General features: G+C 69.1%; 13 protein-coding genes. 7 read left to right on the forward strand and 6 right to left on the reverse strand.

What is annotated here, in order from left to right:
- Positions 1-69: 69 nt before the first annotated feature.
- Genes ACIQ7D_RS36000 through ACIQ7D_RS36010 form a run of 3 tightly spaced genes read left to right on the forward strand, consistent with a single transcriptional unit; the run spans position 70 to position 3,148 of the window.
- Positions 70-1,056 carry a Bug family tripartite tricarboxylate transporter substrate binding protein gene (locus ACIQ7D_RS36000; RefSeq protein ID WP_403945245.1) on the forward strand — a complete coding sequence of 329 codons (987 nt, stop codon included), beginning with the start codon at positions 70-72 and terminating at the stop codon, positions 1,054-1,056.
- Positions 1,053-1,652: a tripartite tricarboxylate transporter TctB family protein gene (locus ACIQ7D_RS36005; RefSeq protein WP_403945247.1), complete on the forward strand. Its 600-nt coding sequence runs from the start codon at positions 1,053-1,055 to the stop codon at positions 1,650-1,652. The genes ACIQ7D_RS36000 and ACIQ7D_RS36005 overlap by 4 nt, the downstream gene beginning before the upstream one ends.
- Positions 1,652-3,148 (forward strand): tripartite tricarboxylate transporter permease, encoded by a 1,497-nt coding sequence (locus ACIQ7D_RS36010; protein WP_403945249.1) that lies wholly within the window; start codon positions 1,652-1,654, stop codon positions 3,146-3,148. The genes ACIQ7D_RS36005 and ACIQ7D_RS36010 overlap by 1 nt, the downstream gene beginning before the upstream one ends.
- Positions 3,149-3,184: 36 nt before the next feature.
- Here ACIQ7D_RS36010 and manD read toward each other — a convergent pair whose 3' ends face one another.
- The 6 genes from manD to ACIQ7D_RS36040 all read right to left on the reverse strand — a co-directional run bounded on the left by manD (position 3,185) and on the right by ACIQ7D_RS36040 (position 9,497).
- Complete coding sequence (gene manD, locus ACIQ7D_RS36015) at positions 3,185-4,399, reverse strand: D-mannonate dehydratase ManD (RefSeq protein ID WP_403945251.1); 1,215 nt, start codon at positions 4,397-4,399, stop codon at positions 3,185-3,187.
- 64 nt (positions 4,400-4,463) lie between these two features.
- Positions 4,464-5,288, reverse strand: coding sequence for a carbohydrate ABC transporter permease (locus tag ACIQ7D_RS36020; RefSeq protein WP_403945253.1), 825 nt, complete (start codon positions 5,286-5,288; stop codon positions 4,464-4,466).
- Positions 5,285-6,265 carry a carbohydrate ABC transporter permease gene (locus ACIQ7D_RS36025; RefSeq protein WP_403945255.1) on the reverse strand — a complete coding sequence of 327 codons (981 nt, stop codon included), beginning with the start codon at positions 6,263-6,265 and terminating at the stop codon, positions 5,285-5,287. The genes ACIQ7D_RS36020 and ACIQ7D_RS36025 overlap by 4 nt, the downstream gene beginning before the upstream one ends.
- A complete protein-coding gene (locus tag ACIQ7D_RS36030; protein WP_403945257.1) occupies positions 6,265-7,584 on the reverse strand; it encodes an ABC transporter substrate-binding protein in 1,320 nt (439 codons plus the stop codon). The genes ACIQ7D_RS36025 and ACIQ7D_RS36030 overlap by 1 nt, the downstream gene beginning before the upstream one ends.
- 228 nt (positions 7,585-7,812) lie before the next feature.
- Positions 7,813-8,598, reverse strand: coding sequence for a FadR/GntR family transcriptional regulator (locus ACIQ7D_RS36035; protein WP_403945259.1), 786 nt, complete (start codon positions 8,596-8,598; stop codon positions 7,813-7,815).
- Between the two features lie 98 nt (positions 8,599-8,696).
- Positions 8,697-9,497: a S1 family peptidase gene (locus ACIQ7D_RS36040; RefSeq protein WP_403945261.1), complete on the reverse strand. Its 801-nt coding sequence runs from the start codon at positions 9,495-9,497 to the stop codon at positions 8,697-8,699.
- A gap of 507 nt (positions 9,498-10,004) precedes the next feature.
- Between ACIQ7D_RS36040 and ACIQ7D_RS36045 the strand changes: the two genes are divergently transcribed.
- From ACIQ7D_RS36045 to ACIQ7D_RS36060, 4 genes are all read left to right on the forward strand, one after another.
- Positions 10,005-11,456, forward strand: a complete 1,452-nt coding sequence (locus tag ACIQ7D_RS36045) for a PQQ-dependent sugar dehydrogenase (protein ID WP_403945264.1) — start codon at positions 10,005-10,007, stop codon at positions 11,454-11,456.
- Positions 11,446-12,390 (forward strand): LamG-like jellyroll fold domain-containing protein, encoded by a 945-nt coding sequence (locus ACIQ7D_RS36050; RefSeq protein WP_403945266.1) that lies wholly within the window; start codon positions 11,446-11,448, stop codon positions 12,388-12,390. The genes ACIQ7D_RS36045 and ACIQ7D_RS36050 overlap by 11 nt, the downstream gene beginning before the upstream one ends.
- Before the next feature lie 522 nt (positions 12,391-12,912).
- Positions 12,913-15,219 carry a hypothetical protein gene (locus ACIQ7D_RS36055; RefSeq protein WP_403945268.1) on the forward strand — a complete coding sequence of 769 codons (2,307 nt, stop codon included), beginning with the start codon at positions 12,913-12,915 and terminating at the stop codon, positions 15,217-15,219.
- An 89-nt stretch (positions 15,220-15,308) separates the two neighbouring features.
- Positions 15,309-21,320 carry a hypothetical protein gene (locus ACIQ7D_RS36060; RefSeq protein WP_403945270.1) on the forward strand — a complete coding sequence of 2,004 codons (6,012 nt, stop codon included), beginning with the start codon at positions 15,309-15,311 and terminating at the stop codon, positions 21,318-21,320.
- The last annotated feature ends 506 nt before the right edge of the window (positions 21,321-21,826 follow it).

Below are 21,826 nucleotides of genomic sequence, written 5' to 3' on the forward strand. Positions count from 1 at the left end.
GCCACCGGCCATCTGGCAACACCACCGGCCATCGCAGACAGCTCGGTACGAGATCACAAGGGAGTGGTCGTGCAGAGGAAACGTTTCATGCTCGGCGTCGCCGGTGCCCTGTGCACCGCGGTGCTCGCCGGGGCCGCCGCCGTGGACGCCAGCAACTCCACCTCGGGCGCCACTCCGAGGTCGAAGCTGACCGTCACGGCCCCGGCCGCGCCCGGCGGCGGCTGGGACCTCGCGTCACGCGAGTTCCAGCAGGCCCTGCGGGCCGGCTCGATCGTCAACAACGTCCAGGTCGTCAACGTGCCCGGCGCGGGCGGCACCATCGGGCTCGGCCAATTCGTCGAACTGGGCAAGGACCCCACGCGGCTGATGATGACGGGCACCGTGATGGAAGGCGCCATCACGGTCAACAAGTCGCGGGTGGACCTGGAGAACACCACCCCGATCGCCCGGCTCGCCGAGGACTACCAGGTCTTCATCGTCCCCGCCGACTCCCCGTACCGGACGCTGAAGGACTTCATGGCGGCCTGGAAGAAGAACCCGCGCAGCCACGCCGTCGGCGGCGGCGGGCTCGGTGGCACCGACCATCTGCTCGCCGGACTCGCGGCGCGGGAGGCCGGCATCGATCCCGGGGACGTCAACTACATCTCGTTCGCGGGTGGCGGCGAGGTGCTGACAGCACTGCTGTCGGACACCGTCGAGATCGGCGTCAGCAGCTACAACGACTTCCGCGACCAGATCGAGGCGGGCAACCTGCGGGCACTGGCGGTCTCGGCCGACACCCCCGTGCCGGGCATCGACACCCCCACCTTCATCGAGCAGGGCGTCGATGTGTCGCTGCCCAACTGGCGCGGCCTGGTCGCCCCGCCCGGCATCAGCGACGCACAGCGCCGGGAACTGACCGACATCGTCACCGAGGCGACCCGTACCCCCGAGTGGGCGGACGCCCTCTCCCGCAACAAGTGGGTGGAGAGCCTGCTGACCGGTGACGAGTTCGCCGACTTCATCCGCCAGGACCAGGCCAGGGTGAATACGATCATCAAGGAGCTGGGTCTGTGACCACCCACCCCGTGCCGGCGGACACCGGTCCCGCCGCCTTCCTGCGCCGCCGCACCGGCCTGATCATCCCGTTGCTGCTGCTCGTCACCGGCGTCGTGCTGGGTGCCGGAACGCTCACCATGGAGGTGCCGGCCAACGTCGCCTCGCCCGGACCGCGGATGTTCCCCACCGTGGTCGCCGTCGCCTGCCTCGTCTTCGCCGTCCTCCTCGGTGTCGACGTACTGCGCCGCCCCGAGCCCGAGCGCGTCGCCGACCCGGCGGACCCGGACGCCGTACGGACCGCCGACGACACCGCCCCCGCCACTCCCGCCCAAGCCGCCGCCGGTGACACCGACGGGACGGTCAGGACCCGCAGCAACCACCGGGCGCTGGCCGGACTGGTCGGTACGATCGCCGCCTTCATCGCCCTGCTCGTCCCCCTCGGCTGGCTGCTCTCCGGCGCGCTGCTCTTCTGGGGCGTCGCCCGCGCACTCGGCAGCCGGCGGCCGGTGTTCGACCTCTTCCTGTCGATCGCCATCTCGTCCACCGTCCAACTGGCCTTCTCCGCGGGGCTGGGCCTCAACCTGCCCCCGGGCGTCCTGGCAGGAGTGCTCTGATGGAATCACTGAGCAACCTCGGTGACGGGTTCCTCACGATCCTGACACCCATGAACATGCTGTGGGTACTCGTCGGCGCCCTGCTGGGCACGGCCGTCGGCGTACTGCCCGGCCTCGGGTCCGCGATGGCGGTGGCGCTGCTGCTGCCCGTGACCTTCTCGCTCGACCCCATCGGCGCGTTCATCATGTTCGCCGGTGTGCTGTTCGGCGGTCTGTTCGGCGACTCGACCGCCGGAATCCTGATGAACACCCCCGGCAACAGCACCGCCATCGCCGGATCCATCGAGGGCCACCGGATGGCGAAGTCCGGGCGCGCGGCCCAGGCCCTCGCGACCGCCGCCATCGGCGCGTTCATCGGCGGCATCCTCTCCTCCGTACTCGTCGTGTTCTTCGCGCCCTCGCTGGCCGAACTCGCCACGCTCTTCGGCCCCGCCGAGTACCTCGCACTCGCCGTGTTCGCGTTCGTCGCGATCTCGGCCGTGGTGAGCGACTCGATCCTGCGCGGGCTGGCCGCCCTGGTCATCGGCCTCGCGATCGCCCTGGTCGGAGTCGACGGCATGTCCGGCGCCGCCCGCTTCACCGGAGGGCTCCCCGAACTGTTCGACGGCATCAACATCGTGGTCATCACCGTGGGCCTGCTCGCCCTCGGCGAGGTCATCTCCGTCGCCGCGCGCCGCGGCACCCAGGAGGACCTGCGCGTCATGCCGTCCACCGGCCGGCTGTGGCTCTCCCGCGGGGAGCTGCGCCAGGCGATGCCCGCCTGGCTGCGCGGCACCGCGATAGGCGTACCGTTCGGCATCATCCCCGTGGGCGGGTCCGAGGTGCCCACCTTCCTGTCCTACGGCACCGAACGCCGGCTCGGCTCGCGCCGTACCGGCTCCATGTTCGGCAAGGGCGCCATCCAGGGCGTCGCCGGCCCCGAGGCGGCGGGCAACGCCACCGCGGGCACCGCGATGGGCGCCCTGCTCGCCCTGGGGCTGCCCACCTCCGCGACGGCCGCCGTCCTGCTGGCCGCGTTCCGTCAGTACGGTCTCCAGCCAGGACCTCTGCTCTTCGAGCGGGCGAGCGATCTCGTCTGGGCCCTGCTGGCCAGCTTCTTCATCGCGATGACCGTCCTGCTCGTACTCAACCTGCCCTTCGCACCGCTGTGGGCCAAACTCCTCAAAGTCCCCCGCCACTACCTCTACAGCGGCATCACCGTCTTCGCGATGCTCGGCGTCTACGCGACCAGCAGCAAGCTCCTCGATCTCGTCCTGGTCCTGGCGATCGGGCTGCTCGGCTTCGCGATGCGCCGTTACGGGCTGCCCGTCGCCCCGGTCCTCATCGCCGTCATCCTCGGCCCTCTCGCCGAAACCGAGTTCCGCCGCGCCATGGCGGTCAGCGAGGGCGACCCCGCGGCGCTGGTCTCCAGCCCGATCACCGTCACCCTCTATCTCGTCCTCGCCCTCGGCATCGCCGGCCTGCTCGTCCAGCGCGCCCGCGCGGCCCGGCGATGACCACGCGGGCGGGGGCCGCTCCACCGGGGCGGGGGCTCACCAGTCGTGGACGGAACCGTCCTGGAGCCGGTTGACCGGCAGGTAGGCGGCCTCGTACGGGTGCGCGGAGGCCAGCTCCTCGTTCAGCTCCACCCCGATCCCCGGGGCCTCCCCGGGGTGGAGGTGCCCGTCGGTGAACGTGTAGGCGTGCGGGAAGACCTCATGGGTCAGCGGGGTGTGGCCCGCGTACTCCTGGATCCCGAAGTTGTGTATGGCCAGGTCGAGATGGACGGCCGCGGCCATACCGACCGGCGAGATGTCCTCCGGGCCGTGGATGGCGCTCTTGATCTGGTACTGCGCGGCGAAGTCGAAGAGCTTCCTCAGCGGGGAGACACCGCCGAAGTGGGTGACGGCCGAGCGTACGTAGTCGATGAGCTGTTCGCCGATGAGCGTCTGGTAGTCGTACACGGTGTTGAAGACCTCGCCGATCGCGAGGGGGGTGGTGGTGTGGCGGCGGACCAGCCGCAGGGCCTCCTGGTTCTCGGCGGGGGTGCAGTCCTCCAGCCAGAAGAGACGGTAGGGCTCCAGGTCCTTGCCGAGCTGGGCCGCCTGCGCGGGGGTGAGCCGGTGGTGCGCGTCGTGGAGCAGGGGCAGCTCGGGCCCGAACTCGCCCCGTACCGCCTCGAACACCGTGGGGATGTGGCGCAGATAGGCCGCGGTGTCCCAGTCCTCGACCACGGGGCGGGCCTGCTGGTGCGGGGCGGCCTCGGCGCGGTCGGGGCTGCTGTGCACGCCGTACACGGTCTTCAGCCCGGGGATGCCCGTCTGCACCCGGATCGCGGGATAGCCCTCGGCGAGGCGGGCGCGGATCGAGTCGAACAGCTCCGGCAGATCCCTTCCGTCGGCGTGCCCGTACGTGGCCACGCGCTCCCGGCTCGCGCCGCCGAGCAGTTGGTACAGCGGGAGGCCGGCGGCCTTCGCCTTGATGTCCCACAGCGCGACGTCGACCGCGGCGATCGCGGCCATCGTCACGGGCCCGCGACGCCAGTAGGCCCCCCGGTACAGGGACTGCCAGGTGTCCTCGACGCGGTGCGGGTCGATACCGATGAGCAGCGGCGCCACATGGTCGCGCAGATACGCGGCGACGGCCAGTTCGCGCCCGTTGAGGGTGGCGTCCCCGAGGCCGGAGAGGCCTTCGTCGGTCGTGATCCTCAGCGTGACGAAATTGCGGCCGGGGCTGGTGACGACGACCTGCGCGTCGACGATCTTCATGAATACGTTCTTCCTGAGCTGTGGGGTGCGGACGGTGAACGGTCGTACGGGACGGGGGAGCGGATCAGCCCTTCGTGGCGCCGGAGGTCAACCCCGCCACCAGGTACTTCTGTCCGAGGACGGCGGCGAGGAGGACCGGCACCGTGATGAGCGCGGCGGCGGCCATCAGACCGCCCCAGTCCGTGCTCGCGTAGGAGATGAAGTTGAACAGCGCGACGGGCACCGTCCGGGTGTGTTCGTCGGCGAAGATCAGCGCGAACATGAAGTTGTTCCAGCTGAAGACGAAGGCCAGCAGGGACGCGGTGGCGGTGCCCGGCGCGGCCAGCGGCAGCGTGATGCGCCGGAACGCGCCGAACGCGGACAGCCCGTCCGTACGCGCCGCCTCTTCGAGTTCGACCGGCAGCCCCTCGAAGAAACTGATCATGATCCAGAGGATCAGCGGGACCGAGACGAACATATGGCTGAGGATCAGTACGGTGTAGGAACCCACCAGACCCGCCTGCGCGAACAGGTAGTACCAGGGGACCAGCAGGGAGACCGCCGGAACGATCCGCGCGATCAGGATGAGCGAGCCGGTACGGCGCATCCGGAACCGCCCCACGGCCCAGGCGGCCGGTACGGCGATGAGCGCGGAGAGCACGGTGGACACCACACCGACGAGCAGCGAATTGCCCATCGGCCGCAGGATCTCCCCCGTGCCGAGAACACTGCGGAAGTTGTCCAGCGTGGGGGAGAACCACAGGCCGACGGTCGGGTCGGTCACCTGGACGTTCGTCTTGAACGCGGCGGCGAACATCCAGATGACCGGGAGCGCGAAGACGAGCGTCACGACGGCGATGGCGACGCCCCGCAGCCAGGATCCGTAACGGCGCCGGGCGGTCGGGCTCATGCGGTCTTCCTTCCGGTACGGCGGCGGAGCAGGACCACGACGCCGATGATGAAGAGCGTGAACAGGGCGAGGACCGCCGACGCGAGCCCGTACTCCTGGTAGTCGAAGGTGAGGCCGTACGCGTAGACGTTGAGGGTCTCCGCCTCGAAGTCGGAACCGCCGCCCGCTCCTTTCGTCGCGTAGAGGACGTCGAACGTCTTGAGCGCGTCCACGGCGCGCAGCACCAGCGCGGTGGCGAGCGTCGGGCCGAGCATCGGCAGGATGACGTGGCGGAACCGCTGCCAGGCGTTGGCCCCGTCGACCAGGGACGCTTCCTCCGGCTCCGCGGGGAGGGTGGTCAGCCCGGCGAGCAGCAGCAGGGTCATCATCGGCGTCCACTGCCAGACGTCGATGAGCATCAGGGTCGGCAGGGACTGGCTCACCGAGCCGAGGAATTCCTGCGGGGGCAGTCCGAGCGAGATGAGCAGATGGTTCGCTATGCCGTTGCTCGGGTCGAGGATGAGCAGCCACAGGATGCCGATGGCGACCGGTGTGGTGAGCAGCGGAATGATGAGGACCGTACGCACCCACCGCATGGCGCGGAACGGCCTGCGCATGAGCATCGCGAGGCCCAGGCCCAGCACGGTCTCGACCAGTACCGCGCCCACCGTGAAGAGCACGGTGCGCTGCACGGCGGGCCAGAAGCGGCGGGAGTCGCCGAGGGCGTCGAGGAAGTTGCGGAAGCCGATGTAGTTCTGGTCGGCGTTGACCGCGCCGAAGGCGTCGGTGAGGCTGAGGTGGAGTGTGAAGGCCAGCGGAAAGACGATCATCAGGCCGACGAAGGCGAGCGCCGGCGCGAGCATGGCCCACCGGAGCCGCCGGTTGGCCTGCTCGAAGGTGCGGGGCGGGCGGGAGCCCGGTGCGGGCAGCCCGCGCGCGTGGGCGGCGACGCCGGGCGTCTCGCCCGGCGTCGCGGTGGTGGCCTCGGTCGTACGCATCAGGACTCCCTGTGACGGTTGTCGCGGACCAGGAAGTCGTTGAACTCGGCGTCGGCGTCACGGGCGACCGGTGCCACCCGTTCGCCGAGGATCCCGGCCACCAGCGGGCGTCCGACGATGTCGCGTGAACGGCCGACCTGGAGGACCTGGGGCCGGTCGTACCCGATGCCGCGCTTCGCGTTGGTCCGCATGGTCGCGGCGAGTTCGGGCGGGAACGCGGCGAGCGTCCGCGGGTCCGACCACGCCGACCGGCGGGCACCCGGGATACCGTCCGCCTGTAGCTCCGCCACCATCCGCGGGCTGGAGGCCCACCGGATGAACTCCCACGCCTCGTCGCGCAGAAGGGAGAAGCGGTTGATGCCCAGGCTCCAGGAGGGGATGTTGTGCGGCCGGGCTCCGGCCGGACCGGCCGGGAAGGGGGCGAACCCGACGGTCCGGCCCACGGTGGAGATTTTCGGGTCGAGGAAGTTGCTGTAGATGGCGTCGGCGTCCACGTAGAAGGCCGCCTTGCCCTGCGCGAAGACCGGCATGGCCTGTTCGAGGCTCATGTTGGTGGCCCCGGGCGGGCCGGTCCGTGCCAGCAGCGTGCCGTAGTAGGTGTACGCGGCCACCGCCTCCGGCGATCCGATCCCGGACGCGCCGTCCACGATGAAGTCACCGCCGAAGGAGTAGAGGAAGCTCGACCACTGGCTGACCGCGCCGTTGCGCTGTCCCCTCCCGACGAAGCCGAAGAACTTCCGGTCCCGGTCGGCGAGTTCGAGCGACATCTCCATCAGATGGTCGAGCGTCCTGGGCGGTCCGCCCAGACTCTCCACCAGGTCCTTGCGGTAGTAGAGCGTCGGGCGTTCGGTCACCACGGGGACGCTCAGGACCTTGCCCCCGGTGACCGACACCTCGCGGGGGGCATCCTGGAAGTCCGGCCAGTCGTACCCTGGTTCGCCTTTCACCAGACCGGTGAGATCGGTGAGCCAGCCGTTGCGCCCGAAGAGCAACTGGTCCTGGAGCGCCCGGATCATCATGACGTCCACGTCGGTTCCGGAGGCGTTGAGCTTGACGTTGTAGCTGTTGGAGAGCTGGTCGGCGGTGAGCAGGGTCATGGAGACCCTGCGTCCGACCTGGCTCTCGAACTCCTTGAGACGGCGTCTGATCGCCTGGGACCAGACGTGGTTGATCGCCATGATCCTCAACGGCGTGTTCGCCGAGGCGGTACCGCCCCCGGCCGAACAGGCACCGAGCGACCCCACGCCCGCCGCGGCCGCCAAGCCGGCGGCGGCCTTGCCGAAGGAGCGCCGGCTGAGGAACTGGCTGCTCGTGGACATCATCGTCCTCGTCTTTCTGGGTATCCTTCTGGTGAGATACGTCCTGACTTGCCCTGTTTAACTGGTCCAACTGGTAGGACCAGTTGTGACAGTGAGAGGGACCGTAGCAAGAGACGCCAGGCGCTGAACACCCCTTGTCGTCGGTATGACGCAGCGTCCGGCGCCGCACCACGGAGCGTGCTGGGACGGGCGGCCCGCGGGCCCCCGGCAAGACCCGAACGAGAGGCCCTAACTCTGGTGGTCGTCCCGGCCGAGCAACGACTCGATGTGCTGCCGGGCCATCGCGTTCACACTGACATCGAGATCGGCGCCGTACGTGCGCAACCCGAGCATCAGATGGGCCCGCATCCGCGCGCAGGCCAGCTCCACATCGCGGGCCAGGATCGCTTCGAAGATCTCGGGATGGTGCGGCACACCGGGCTCGCCGATCGACGGATCGGAGTTCGAGCGGAGCATCATCTCGAACATCATCCCGCTGATCGAGGACAGCATGATCCGCAGCACGGGATTGCCGCTCGCCGCCGCGATCGCGTCATGGAAATCGAGGTCCGCCTGGGCCTTGGCGACGACATCCGTGGCCGACTCCACGGCGTCCCTGGCCGCCCGCATCGCCGCCATGTCCTCAGCGGTCGCGCGCTCCGTCGCCAGTCTGACGATCTCGACCTCAAGGGGGAGGCGCGCCTCGATGAGCTGCCGCACCGTGGGCCGGCCGGCCCGGTACAGGGCGTCGTAACTGCGCGCCTGGCCGGGTGCCTGCTCCCGTACGAACGACCCGCGGCCCGGCGCGACCTCGATCAGGTGCTGGGCCTCAAGACGGCGCAGCACCTCACGGACCACGTTACGGCTGGAGCTGAAGCGTGCGGCGAGTTCACGCTCGGAGGGCAGTTTCGTGCCGACGGCGATCTCTCCGGACCGGATGTCATGCTCCATCTGACGCGCGATGCGTTCGGTCAGGAGTCCCCGCTGGGCGGGAGGTGCACCACGATCCGGCTGCGGGGAAAGGGCAGACGGCATACGCGGCAGGATACAGGCGGCGACGCGCGCCCGTGGGGTGGGAGCGGGGCACGGTGATGCCCGCCGCGGACCCGGCGGGCATCACCGTGCGCGAGAGGTCAGAAGTCCCGCATCGTGTCCTTGATCCAGCTCAGGCTGTTGGGTACGGAGGAGTAGACCGTACGGCCCGCCGAGCAGTCCGTCGGGTCGCTCTGGGGAAGCCGGGAGACCACACCGATCTGGTAGCGCGCTCCGTCGACCAGTTTGAACAGCGGGCCGCCGGAGTCCCCGTGGCACGGCTTGCCGTCGATCGCGGTGGTCAGGATTCCGGGGAAGGAATTGTCCACGACTCGCTCGGTACCCCGGCGCAGCCGGTTGTCGTTCGCGCCGCTGGACGAGGTGGTGCCGTAACCGAAGACGTAGGTCGTGGCGCCGATGACGGAGTGCTTCGTCGCCATGGACACCGGCTCGGCGTTCGCGGACCGGCTGAGCTTGATCAGCGCGAGGTCCTGAAGGTCGCGTGATTTGGTCAGCGATACGGCCACGACCCCGCCGCCGGTGTCCGAGTACACGCTCTTCACCCGCACCTTGAGCCGGCTGTAGGCGATCTTCGGGCCGTCGCCGTTGTCCTCCCTGACGCAGTGCTTGGCGGTGAGAATCCAGTAGTTGTCGACGATCGACCCGCTGCAGCTCGGCATGCCGTCGATCGAGATCGCGGCGATTCCGCGGGACTCGGGCTTGGTCCCTCCGATGATCTGCGCTTCGAGGGTTCCGTCGTCGCCGTCCTGGCTGCCGGCGGCGGGTGAGGTCCGCTCTCCCGGAGATTCCTGGGCCTGGGCCGACACCGGTGTCAGTACGCCGACGACCGGCAGCAGCAGTGCCGCGAGCACGGCGGCCGGACGGATTCTGTTCTTCCGCATGTTCCCCCCTGAAACATGATGCGCATGGGCCTCTTGATGCCCATGCGCGTGACGTGGCAATGAAACTACCGGATGTTGCTGAATATTTGTTCGGTTTTTACCGGGAGTTCTGCCGGTAGCTGAAGGTGTCGTCGGTGCACACCGGCGAAAATCCCGTGCACGGCAATACCGGAATATGCCGCTCCTTTTCGGAGCGTGGCATGGGCACGATATGGGCGAGGTGCAGGCGTGAGATCGCCTTGCGTTTCGCGCCGGAATTCATAATTCGGAATTCGCCATTCCGACCTTCAGCCGTCGGACGGTCTCTCCTTGTCGGGCTCCCACGGCCGAGGGCGCCGGGTCACCACGCCTCCGGGCCGATCTCGATGGCTGGAATTGGCGTGTACACCACATCTTCTGTGTGGTGCCCCTTGTCTCTCCCGGGCCCGCTTTGTAGCTTGGCGCAGGCGCTGCTGGAAGCGCTTTCTATGCATTCTCTCCGCACGGCGAACCGATGAGGTGAGCGGAATGCCCAGGTCAGGCCGGAGCCGGTTGGTGATCTCCGCAGGGGTGCTGCTGATGGCGCTTCTGGCGCCACCGGCCCTCGCACAGGACGGCGCGCCGATCGACGACCCCTTGCCGGACCCCGTCGTCTCCCGGCACGGTCTGGTGCTCAAGGAGTTCGCGGCCCTCCCGAAGTCGGAGCCGGTTCCGCCTCCCACCGATGCCCGGCTGCAACGCTGGGCCCGCATCAACTACCTCGGTGAAGTGCCCGACCGATCAGGGCGGTTGTACGTCCCCGATCTCAACGGCAAGCTCTATCTGCTGGACCGCGAGGGCGCCTCACGCGAGTATCTCGACGTGGGGTCGGCCGCGGGCCCCGACTTCTGGTCGCACCGGGGACTGGGCAGCGGGTTCGGCTTCGTGGCCTTCCATCCGGGCTTCGCGCGGAACGGCATCTTCTACACCGTGCACACCGAGGCACGCGACGCGCTCACCACCAAGCCGGTCGATCTGCCGGCTCCCGCCACCACGCGCGTGCACTCCGTGATCACCGAGTGGACCGCCGACGATCCCGCGTCCGGCGCGTTCCGCGGGACCCGGCGCGAGGTGATGCGTCTTGGCTTCCAGGACGTCTTCCACAACATCCAGGAGATCGGCTTCGATCCGAACGCCCGCCCCTGGCAGAAGGAGTACGGCCTCCTTCATATCGCCGTCGGTGACGGCGGGGCCGGCGCGGGCGGCACGGTCCCCCAGGACCTGACCGCACCGCAGGGCAAGATTCTCAGGATCGACCCCCTCGGCCACGACGGACCGGGCGGGAAGTACGGGATTCCGGCCTCGAACCCCTTCGTCGGGCAGCCCGACCGGCTCGGCGAGATCTACGCGTACGGGCTGCGCGACCCCCACCGCTTCAGTTGGGACACCGGCGGCCGCCACCAGATGTTCGTCGGGCACATCGGCGAGCACCGGGTCGAGTCCGTCTACGAGGTCAGGGCGGGCGACAACTTCGGCTGGAGCGAGCGCGAGGGCCCCTTCGTCTACCGCAAGGCCGACAACCCCACCTGCGGTGTCTTCCCGCTCCCGGCCGACGACGCCCGGAACGGCTACACCTACCCGGTGGCGGCCTTCGACCACAACCCACCGGCGGACCGCCCCTGCGCCGACAGCGGGAACGCGCTCATCGGCGGATTCGTCTACCGCGGAGGGCGGATTCCCGAGCTGTACGGCACATACATCTACTCGGAGGGCGTGAGCGGGCGCCTCTTCTACTCCGAAGTGCGCGAGATGCGCCGCGGCGGACCGCTCGCACGCGTCCACCAGCTCCAGGTCTTCGACGCCCGGGGCGAGGTGACCTCGATGCGGTCGCTGGCCGGCGACGAGCGGGTCGACCTCCGCTTCGGCACGGACCGTGCGGGCGAGCTGTACGTCCTCTCGAAAGCCAACGGCAAGATCTGGAAGGTGTCCGATGCGCGGTAACGGCGGGCTGAGAGCCGCGGGGGCGCTGGTGCTGGCCGCCGGGCTGCTGGGCGCGACGCTCGCCCCCGCCGAGCAGGCGACCGCCGCCTCCGCTCCCGTACCGGCGAGCCTGCGGCCGAACCTCGTCGCGTATTACGACTTCGCCCACCCCGTACCCGGGAATCCGGCCTGGGAGCGCGACCGCGGCCGGTCCGGTACCGATCTTCAGCTCGTCAACGGCGGTACACGGATGCGCGTATGGGACCGCGCCCGCGGCCCCGTCCTGCGAACCGGGCAGATCGCGCCCACCGCCGCGGGCAACGACGACTGGAAGGCCGGGGTCTACGCCCAGGACGGCGTATCCTCCCTGCGCGCGTTCAGCGGCGTACGCGAGACCACCGTCATGGGCTGGTTCAAGATGACCGGCGAGAACCCGGGCCTCAACTCCAACTCCGCCGACCCCGACGACCGTTACGGCGCGATCGGACTGGCCGGCATCCTCTCCGGCACCTCCCAGGGTCACGATGTACGCGCCCTTCTCGAACTCATCACGGTGGGCGACGAGATGAAGGTGGTGGCGCTGGGCCGCCGTCTCGACGGCGGAAGTTCGCAGACCTTCGCCGCCGACGCCGACTGGACGACGCTGCTGCCCCGAGGGACCTGGGTGTTCCTCGCGGCCACCTTCGACTACGACGACGGCACCATGGCGCTCTACCGCAACGGCCGCCCGGTGCCCGGCTTCTACACCCTCACCGGCGACCCCTGGTCCGTCCAGGGCGAACCGGAACCTGACGCCGCGTCGCCGACGGACCCCCGGGGCATCAAGATCGGCGGCAGCTATCCGCAGAACACCAGGGAGGGCAACTCCTGCGACTGCCGGATGGACGACCTGATGTTCCTCGACCGGGCCCTGACCCCGGACGAGATCCTGGCCCAGTACCGACGGAGCGGATGAGGAGTTCAGGCCGGGCGGTCGGACGCGGCACGGGTACGACCGCCGGTGCTGCCGCTCGGCGCACTCCACGCACAATCGTCGGGTGGCCACGTTCGGCGTTCAGGCGTGTTGTCGCTTCTTCCCGGTTGGCTTGATGGGGCTGCCGACTGGCGACATCACTCGACCTGCGGCTGGTTCAACGAACTGTTGTTGACCTGATTCCGATGTCGCATCATGTGGATTGCGTGGCGATTTTGGAGCCGGTGGCAAAGGGGGCCTGACCTGCCGTCACCGCGACTCTCCGCGTATTCGGTCCTCGTGTTCAGCCGTCCCGTCGATGGTGACCTAGAGCAGGGTGACTTTGGCCTGCTCAAACCCGGCGGCCTGAGCGCGCTGTGACGTCGGTGCGCGGATGGGGTCGCCATGAGGCGCTGGCAACCAACGCAAAGTGACGAAAGTGCTGCCAGAGAGCAGCGGGCAGGCATAGCCTGCAGGAATTACCGCAAGCCGGGCTGGGGCGGCCCGTATCGCGGCGGAGGTGTCATGGGTGGGGACTCGCGTGGATCAGGGCCGGTGGCGTTATCAGTGCGCCGGGAGGAAAGGGAGGTGCCCGCGCCGTACGGCGACGGGGTCCTGCTGACCTTTGCCATGACAAGCGGCTACGACGCCGTGCCCGACGGGGAACGTGAACGGCTGCTGCGGTATCTCGAAGCGGTGGTCGCCGCTCGACCGGCGCCCGTGCACACAGCCGTCGCTTTCAACGCCGTGTACTTCGGCTACGACCTCGGAAGCGACGGCTACGGCGGAAGCCCGCTGAGCCTCGACGACTTCCCCGTGATCACCTTCGGCGAGTCCGCTCCTGCGCTCCCGGTCGGTGCGATGGTGTGTGTCGCCACAGGTTCGGACCCGCTCTACGCCGAGATCGTGTACAAGGAGGGCGCCCACCCCGAGGTCGGTGCCCTCGGTGACGTACCGCCTTGGGTTTCGGGGGCACCCGCGGGTGCCGAGGGGCCGGGCAGGCCGGGCAGCGACCCAGCACCGCTGCGCAGGGAACTCTTGGTCCCGGACCCCCACGCCTTCGGCCCGGCCCTGAGCCTGTCACCGGCCCAGCTCCACCGTTTGCGCACGCGTCGGCGATGGATCAACGGGGACGGCCATGTCGTCGTCGACGTCTGCTACCCGTCCCGGGAGGCTGCCCGGCGTGACGACCTGACCGCTTATGCAGACCACCTGCTGACGACCGCACGGGCGCAACTACTCAGCCCGTACGTTCCCGTCTCCCTTGCCGAACTTGTGGGCAGCACGAACGACGATGACCTACGGGCCGGCCTGCTCGGTATCCTCGACACGGTACGGGGCGTCCTCAATTCCAGCGATACGCTGCGCACGTGGGGCCACTACGCCATAACCCGGGCTTCCCTGGCGGATTGCTGGCGTGACACCGGACCGCTGGGCGGTGACGACTTCAGGTCCCTCGCGGCAGCAGTGGAACACGCGGCCACCCCGACGAAGCGGCGCTACGGCCTGACCGCGCCGGTCACGGTGTACACAGCGGTCGGACCTCGACTGCGCGGATTCCCCCGTGCAGCGGAACTGCTCAAGGGGGTGGGCTATGCCGCGGCGGTGTGCCAGGCCAACGTGACGCTCGCCGACGTCGTACAACGGAACAGCGATCAGGGCCTGTTCGAGAACGGTGCCCGAGTCTCGCTCGACGACGCCTTCGAGGGGGGAGGCGTATGGCGCTCTCATCATCCCGGTGACGCGGAGCCCCCCGGAGACCCTCTGGGCCCGGCCGGATGCGGGTGGATGTCCACGACAACTGTGCCTCCCGTACCGGAGCCAGAGCCGGAAGCAGAGGTGGAGCCGGTCGACCTGCCACTCGCCGACGATGCCACCCTCGGCCCCAGCGAGCTGCTGAGCTCCGACGGGAACGACATACTCTGGCGGCTGCCCTTGCGGCTGGCCCATCTCATCGACAGTCGGCTCCCCCTGCACCCGCAGGCTGTGCGGGAACTGCGCGACGCTCACGACCGACCCCCCACGGTCCGCCTCGAACTCGACCACCCGGGCGGGACGTTGGAGGCGACCGCGGCGGTTCAGGACGTCACCGCCGAACTCGGCGACGAGGAAGGTTGGTTGACCGGAATTGTATGGCCCGGCGACTTGTTCCCTGGGCTGATGCTTGAGCTGTCCCTGCCTCGCGGCGGCGCTGTGATCCGCATGACCACGACGCGGCTCGATGAGCACATACAGGTCGGTGACCGTGTGGTCGGGCACAGCTTCGACCCCTGTGTTCTCACTCGGGAGGACGTTCCGGGCAGTGGCCGCCACGGCGACTCCGCGGTGGGACTGAGCCCCCGGGAACTGGTGATGCGCACAGTCCGCCGATGCGGGCTGCTCACTCTGGACGGCCATGCCCTGCTGGACCGTTCGGGCCTGCCGTATGCGGCCTACGAACGCATTCCTGCGCGGGCGCAGACCGTCGCCCTGGAATCGGCTGTCTCCGAACTACTCGCGGAACGGCTCCTGGAACCGGCCCTCGGCAGCCGTGACGTCTGGGGCCAGCCGCATTTCCCCGCGCGGGACGGGGAATCGGCGATCCCTCTCATCGGCTACCGCCCCGCTCGACGGCGGGTGATTCGCCCCTGGGGCGGCACGGAATCCGGCGGAGAGGGATGGCACGCCATCCAATTCGTCCCCGGCCACCTGCGCCGTCTGCTGCCGGGCTGCTCGCCCAGCGAAGCTCAGCGAGCGGCCTTTCGGGAGTACTGCCGCAGGCTCGGCAAGGCTGACGGCTGGGAACTTCCTGAGGGGTACACGTTCGTCACCGCTCACACCCGCGGCCACTGAGCCGTCCACGGCTCTCGCGAGTTTCCCGGCCTACGTCTTTCGTCCGTCTCCACTCTCATCTCGCAGTCGCAGAAACGGAGCACGCACACATGCAGGATCGCTATCGCGTCGTCACGGGGCCGCCGTTGTCCCCGTCGAGCGTGTCTGTCGAGGATCTCAGTGGCCTCGCCGCAGCGTTGAACGCCCTGGAGAACCCGGTTGCCGCCGCCGTGGACGACCTCACGGACAGCATGGTGGAACTGGCCTTCAACTCCCTGCCGCCCAAGCAGCGGCAGGAATTGCTTGGCAGCCTGGGAATCCGCATGGCAGCTCCTCGACGGGCGGGCAACGCCCTGTGCCGGGACATTCTCGGCAGGTTGCGACGCGAGATACGACAGCACGCGTGCACGTGCGCGGTCAGGAAAGTCACTCAGACCGTGATGAACCAGATGGACAGGTTCGTCTTCGCACAGGACGGTGACACGGTCTCCGATCCCGTTTCCCGCTGGGGCGCGATGCTGGTCCGGGCAGCGTTGTTCGCTTCGTGCAATGCCTCTGTCGCGGATGCCCATATCCTCGCGTGGGCGGCGGACCAGGGCTGGTTCGGCGCAACCGCGGACGAGGAGGAGACTATACGCCTCGACGTTCTCGCCGACGTGGCGCGGTCCATCGTGGCTGAGCACCCGAGATTCGCTCCGGGCGCATCGGAAGACAGGGATGCCTCCGCACCCGACCCCACCACGCAGGAGCCCGCCGTCCCGGAGCCGGTGGCGGATCTGGAGACGGCCTGCCGCCACCTGGAGTCGGCGCTCGCGGAAGCCCGGCAAGCCGCCGAGCGGGTGACCGGCGCGGTCGCGGACGGCCGCCCTCCCCACGACAAGGACCTGGCTTCCCTGTCCGCGCTGGGCGCTGCCTTCGACAGCGCCCACGCGGTCTTCCGCACGGCGGGCATCGAGGGGGTGCCCCACCGCCTGAAGGACATGGCAGGCGCCGCCAGTGCACATCGAGCGGCACATCAACAGGACCTCCAGGCTCGGGAAATACTGCGGGAACTGCTGGACGTCGCATGTTCGCCGGGCAGCCCCGCCGCCTTTGCCGCCGAGGCGGTGCGTGGCGTGGCCCGTGGCCTGTTGGACGCACCGTCGTGGGACGAGACGCAACGGCGGGAGGGCGCGGCGCTCGCCGCCCTGGCGCGACTCATCCGGCTGGGGCGGCAGGCGGACGCCGCGACGGAGATTCTGTCTCTTCAGGAGCAGGTGGTCCGTGCGCTGCCCGCGTGCGCCACGGCGGTGGTCATGGTGCACGATCTGTCGTTGCCGACGCAGGAAGAAGCCGTTCAGAGCTCCGAGCGCGGTGCATCCGCCGGGGCGGCGGCCGGTGACGACGATCCGCGGACGGACACCGTCGAGCAGAGGGACGGCAACGCCGTTGGGGAGACTGCCGACCACTCCGACGAGGCGACCGCGCTTAACGCCACCCCGGATCCGGAACGCGCCCCGGAACCCGAATTCGCCGTGCCCACCTCTGCCCCGCTCTCAGGCCCACGCCGCACCGACGACACCCACGCGCCAACCACCGACAGCGCCCCGAGGGCACCCACCAACGCGGAAGCAGACTCCCCGACCGCCCAGGCCGCAGGGGCCGCGCCCGCGCTCATGCCCGCCGCACCAGTCGTGGAGACGACCGCGCCTGTGCATCGGGACGCCACCGAGGCTGCGGCCGAGCGGGCGCTTGCACAACTGGTCGTGGATCGGCGTTTCGGGCTCGCCCATCATGTGGCGCGCGCGGCCGGCCACCTCGAACCGCAGGTGGCGGTGCTCCGGCTGGCCGGTGCCGCGGCTCTGCTCACCTTCGGTGACAGCCAGGGCGCCCGGCTCACCGCGGACCTGCTCCAGCAGTACGGCGGGTACGAGGGGCGCGACGCCGAGGGCAGCGAACTTGTCCTGCTGCCAGCACTGTTGCGTACGGCGCTGATCACAGGCGACCATACGGCGGGCGCTCAGCTCAAGGCGCTGGTGCCCCGGCTGCCGGACCGGCTCGGAGAGGTGGCGACCGCCGTCGCCGACCGTGCCCTCAGCGGTGCCCTGATGATTGCCTCCCCGGTCGTCATCGCCGATGCCTCCGAGACGGAGGCCCGACTGAGGGAGTTGCAGGAGGAGTGCCGTTCGCTGCTCCTGCCGCAGAGGCTGCGGTTCGCTCGGGCGACAGAGATCGCCAAGCGGTGGCTGGCACCCCGCGACGGTCTACTCGGGACGCTGCTCACCACTGTGGTGAATGACGATCGTGACGCGGTGCCGGAGGTCCGGGAGCAGGCCGAGCGCCTGTCGAAACTCGCCGAGATCAACAACGAGATCGACCGCATGGACCGCAAGTACCGTTCGCCCAGCGGCAAGCCGCTTCAGGGCTCCGGGCGGCAGGACCTGGTGCACCTCGTGGAACGGGTCACCATTCTGACCAAAGAGTGGTGCCTGGCGGTCGACGGCACCCGGCGCGGAGACCGGTCCGACGGGAGCCGGGCGGTCAAGGAGATTTCCTCCCTGCGTCACTCTCTGCTTGACGGCAAGGAAGCGATACTTGCGGAATTGGAGCAGCTGGCACGTCGCTCGGGTGCTGTCTCTGCTGCGGCGGCATGGGCAGCCCGCGCCTCGATGGAGGAGCTCTTCGACCTGCTGGCCGGCGCTACGACGACCGCCCGCTCCGGCGCCGTCATCGCCCCTGAACGCGTGCTGGACGCGGAGCTGCTGAAAGTGTGCGACACGCTCGACGAACAGCCTCCGCTCGGCCGACTCCTCATGGCGGTGGACCGGGGTTGGGACGACGCCCTCGCGGAGCGGCTCGCCCACGACGCCTTTGAGGCAGCCCGCACCATCATCGAGCTGGCCGGCCGGGGGGTGCTGCCCGCTGCGCTGGCACGGGAATTCGACCTGACCGCGGTCACCGAGATCGCCGAGCAGGAGTCCGCCAGGCGCAGGGCGCTGGTGACGGCACACGACGAACTCGTCGCCGAGCTGCACCGCGCACAAGCCGACAGCGCCGTGACCGACGACCAGGACCTGCGCCTTCAGGAGCTGCTGGCCGAGGCTCGCCGTCGGCTCGACGACACCGCCACGCACGACCTGATGGACGTACGGCGGGCGCTCGACACCGTAAGGAACGACCTCCCCGCCTTCAGGCAGCAGGCCGCCGACCGGATTCGGGCCCGACTCGATGTCCTGGACGTCACCGCAGACGGGCGGGATCAGGTGTTGCGACGCCTGGACACCAACGACCTGGCCACCGCTGCTGATCTCGTCTACTTCCTGGAGATCGGTGAACACGTCCCGGAGATCGAGGCCGGTGAGTCCCACCTGACCGAGTTCTTCCCGGTCGTGCCCGACGGCCTGCCAGAGGGTATCGACCGTGACCTCGTCGACCTCGTCCGCAGCCGTGGCAAGCATCCGACGCTGCCTGTCCTGGACTACGGCACCCTTTCCAGCGACGAGGCAGCACAGGCGGCCGACGCCCTCGACACGTGGCGTGAGCTGGGTGACACCGAGCCGAAGGACCGGCTCGGCGTGGCCGCGAGTCGGCAGGTGCCGCCGCTCCTCAAACTCCTCGGCTACGAGGCCAAGAGCGCCAGGCCGCTTGACGAGAGGTCGGCGCCCGCGCACCGGCGCGAGTACCGTCTCTTCGAGGCGACCGAGGTGGAGATCAACGGTAGGGCGAAGGTACCGGCGTTCGGTTCACAGATGAGGGAGCAGGGCGGCACCCTCCGCGTGCTGCTGGTCTGGGGCCGCCCCTCCGCCGAGCTCGTCATGAGCTGGGCGTCGCGCGACACCAGCGGAGCTAGTCTCCTTGTCGTCTACTTCGGCACGCTGAGCCGCCAGGCCCGCGTCGAACTCGCCGTCGGCTCCGACCGGTTGCAGCCCCTGCTGGTAGTGGACGACGCCGCTCTCGCCTACCTCGCGGCCCGGGGTAACCGCCAGGTCAGCACGGCTACGCAGACACTGCTGCCGTTCTCCGGCGTCAATCCGTACATCAGCGAGAAGCGCGGCCGGATCGGCGGCGAGATGTTCTACGGCCGTGACGCTGAACGCGTGAGCATCCTCGACCCCCGCGGCACCCAGGTCATCTTCGGCGGCCGAGGCCTGGGCAAGTCGGCCCTGCTCAGTGATGCCGAAGAACGGTTTACGGAGCAACGCCCCGGCTACTACCAGGCGGTGTACGTGAACCTCGACCAGGAGAATATCGGCAAGGGCAGTTCACTGGGGCCGGAGGCCCTGTGGAGCGTCCTGGACCGGAAGCTGACCGAGGCGCGGGTACTGGGCCGACCGCAGGGCCGGAAGTCACGGCAGGAGATCTCCGAACGGGTACGCACCGGCATCAATGCCTGGCTGGACGAGGAATCGCGGCGCCGTCTGCTGATCCTGCTCGACGAGTGCGACCAGTTCTTCGAGGCGGACGCTCCGCGCTTCGATCAGACCAAGAAGCTCAAGGGACTCGGGTCCGACACCAAGGACCGCGCCAAGGTCGTTTTCGCCGGTCTGCACTCCGTGCAGCGGTTCTCCAAGCTTGCCAGCAACGGACCGTTCGGCCACCTCGCGCAGACTCCGAAGGTCATCGGCCCGCTTGCTCCCCAGTCCGCGGCCGATCTGCTCGTCGAACCGATGCGCGCCCTTGGCTTCGAGTTTCGTGACGTGGATCTTGTCAACCGGGTGCTCGGATACTGCTCCTACCAGCCGTTCCTGCTCCAGATGTACGGTCACCGGCTGGTCGAGGTGATGCATCGCAAGCGGGCCCGGCGCGGAGCCGGGGAACCCCCGTACGCCGTGGATGCCACCGACATCGAGGTCGTGGAGTCGGACACCGGTCTCCGGGACGGCATCTCGGCAGCCTTCAAGGACACGCTCAGCCTGGACCACCGCTACGACGTGATCGCCAATGTGCTGGCCTACCATGCCCGCCACCAGGGCCTTGAAGTACGGCTGAGCGACGCCGAACTGCGCGAGGAATGCGAGACATTCTGGCGCAGGGGCTTCGAACAGCTCGACACCGAAGGCTTCCGTGCCTATCTCTCCGAGATGGTGGGCCTCGGCATCCTTGCCCCCAACCACGACGGCCAGGGCTGGCATCTGCGCGGCCCGAACGCCCTGCGCATGATCGGCACCTCCCACGAGGTGGACGCCCGCCTGCTGAGGGCCGAACATGACTGCGAACTGCAGGAGAGCATCGTGCAGGAGGGCCGCCCCGAGCTGCCCGACGGCCGACCGGCAGCGCTTACCATCACCCAGCTCGACGATCTTCTCGGCGAGCGTTCCAACCAGACGAGGGTCGTTCTCGGCAGCCGCGCCACAGGAGTCACCGATGTCGGCGACACCCTTCGCACCGTCGCCGGGCGCATCGCCGACTGGAAGCTGCCACCTGTCGGCAGGCCCAGCGTCTACAAGCAGGAGCTCACCGGGGGACTTCCGCGTGAACGGCGGGTCGTCATCAGCGACTTCGCCCGCTACCCGGATGCGAGGCCCGAGGCGTGCCGACAGGCCGTCGACTGGGCCGAGACGCTGCTGCCCGCCACCCCGGGGGTGACCCGCGCTGTGGTCATCGTCACCGACCCCACCCAGCTGGGCCTGTGGCGACCGCTGCTGACCGACATCGAGCCCACCTCGGCCGCCCCCGTGGTGCCGCGCCGCCACGATCGCCGCAGCCTACGAGGCTGGGCCCAGCGCGTCGGCATGTTCCACACGGACGACCGCGTAGATCGTCTGTACGGGCTGACCAGCGGCTGGCCCCTGTTGGTCGACCGCGCACACCGCCTGCACCGTGAACTCGGCGACCCCGACGAGGTGTTGCGCCGCATGGGGGGCCTGCTCACGGACGTTGCAGGGGCCCGCGACCTGGCCGAGGGGACAGGTGTGTTCGCGGATCGGCTGCTCGCGACCGGGTACCAGGCCCTCAACGCAGAGTTCAAGGACGGCTCGTTCGATATCGACAGCGCGGTGACCGCCGTGGCGGTCCAGATCGAGGACGAGTACGAGGCCCAGTGGATCGTCGCCTGTCTCGACGCCCTCCAGGTGTTCGATGGCGAGGACACCCACGTACGCCTGGAACCGCTGCTCCGCCAGTGCGCGGCGCTCCGAGGGTGACCACGGGGGACAAACCGCCGGCCGCTCGCACGCCCGAGCGGCCGGTATCGTTTCAGTGTCACCCTGCCGCCGACCGGGCACGACGAAGCCCCCGTGAGGTAGGCCGCCGGGCGAGGTGACAGCGGAGCAGTTCGTTGTCTGGAGGCCAAGCGCTGTCGTCTGCCACGAGAACGTCAGTCGTCCTGTCGCGAGAAGTGTCAGTGGGCTAGGCACTTTTTCTCGGATCTCCTGACGCGGGTGGGGTGTTGGGGCCAGGCTGACTGTATGGGCCGTGGGGATCTGACGAATGCGGAGTGGGATCGGCTGGAGTCGTTCTTACCTCCTGGTGGTGCGCGTGGTGGTCGGTGGAGCGATCACCATCGGTTGATTGGCTTCGTTCGCGTTCAGCAGCAGCGTTTGTTCACGGGTTGCTGTCCTTCGACAATGAAGTTAGTCGAGTGCGGGTGCGTGACCTGGGTGGACTTGGTTGGTTGGCAAGGAAGACCCGCAGTGCGGGCATTGAGGTA

The sequence above is a fragment of the Streptomyces sp. NPDC096310 genome (genome assembly GCF_044763125.1).
GTDB lineage: Bacteria > Actinomycetota > Actinomycetes > Streptomycetales > Streptomycetaceae > Streptomyces.

Excerpts from the sequence above, each read along its gene's own strand:
- ACIQ7D_RS36055 (WP_403945268.1), top strand. The coding sequence starts at position 12,913 with ATGGGTGGGGACTCGCGTGGATCAGGGCCGGTGGCGTTATCAGTGCGC.
- ACIQ7D_RS36020 (WP_403945253.1), bottom strand. The coding sequence starts at position 5,288 with ATGAGCCCGACCGCCCGGCGCCGTTACGGATCCTGGCTGCGGGGCGTC.
- ACIQ7D_RS36050 (WP_403945266.1), top strand. The coding sequence starts at position 11,446 with ATGCGCGGTAACGGCGGGCTGAGAGCCGCGGGGGCGCTGGTGCTGGCC.
- ACIQ7D_RS36030 (WP_403945257.1), bottom strand. The coding sequence starts at position 7,584 with ATGTCCACGAGCAGCCAGTTCCTCAGCCGGCGCTCCTTCGGCAAGGCC.
- ACIQ7D_RS36040 (WP_403945261.1), bottom strand. The coding sequence starts at position 9,497 with ATGCGGAAGAACAGAATCCGTCCGGCCGCCGTGCTCGCGGCACTGCTG.
- manD (WP_403945251.1), bottom strand. The coding sequence starts at position 4,399 with ATGAAGATCGTCGACGCGCAGGTCGTCGTCACCAGCCCCGGCCGCAAT.
- ACIQ7D_RS36060 (WP_403945270.1), top strand. The coding sequence starts at position 15,309 with ATGCAGGATCGCTATCGCGTCGTCACGGGGCCGCCGTTGTCCCCGTCG.
- ACIQ7D_RS36035 (WP_403945259.1), bottom strand. The coding sequence starts at position 8,598 with ATGCCGTCTGCCCTTTCCCCGCAGCCGGATCGTGGTGCACCTCCCGCC.
- ACIQ7D_RS36045 (WP_403945264.1), top strand. The coding sequence starts at position 10,005 with ATGCCCAGGTCAGGCCGGAGCCGGTTGGTGATCTCCGCAGGGGTGCTG.
- ACIQ7D_RS36025 (WP_403945255.1), bottom strand. The coding sequence starts at position 6,265 with ATGCGTACGACCGAGGCCACCACCGCGACGCCGGGCGAGACGCCCGGC.
- ACIQ7D_RS36010 (WP_403945249.1), top strand. The coding sequence starts at position 1,652 with ATGGAATCACTGAGCAACCTCGGTGACGGGTTCCTCACGATCCTGACA.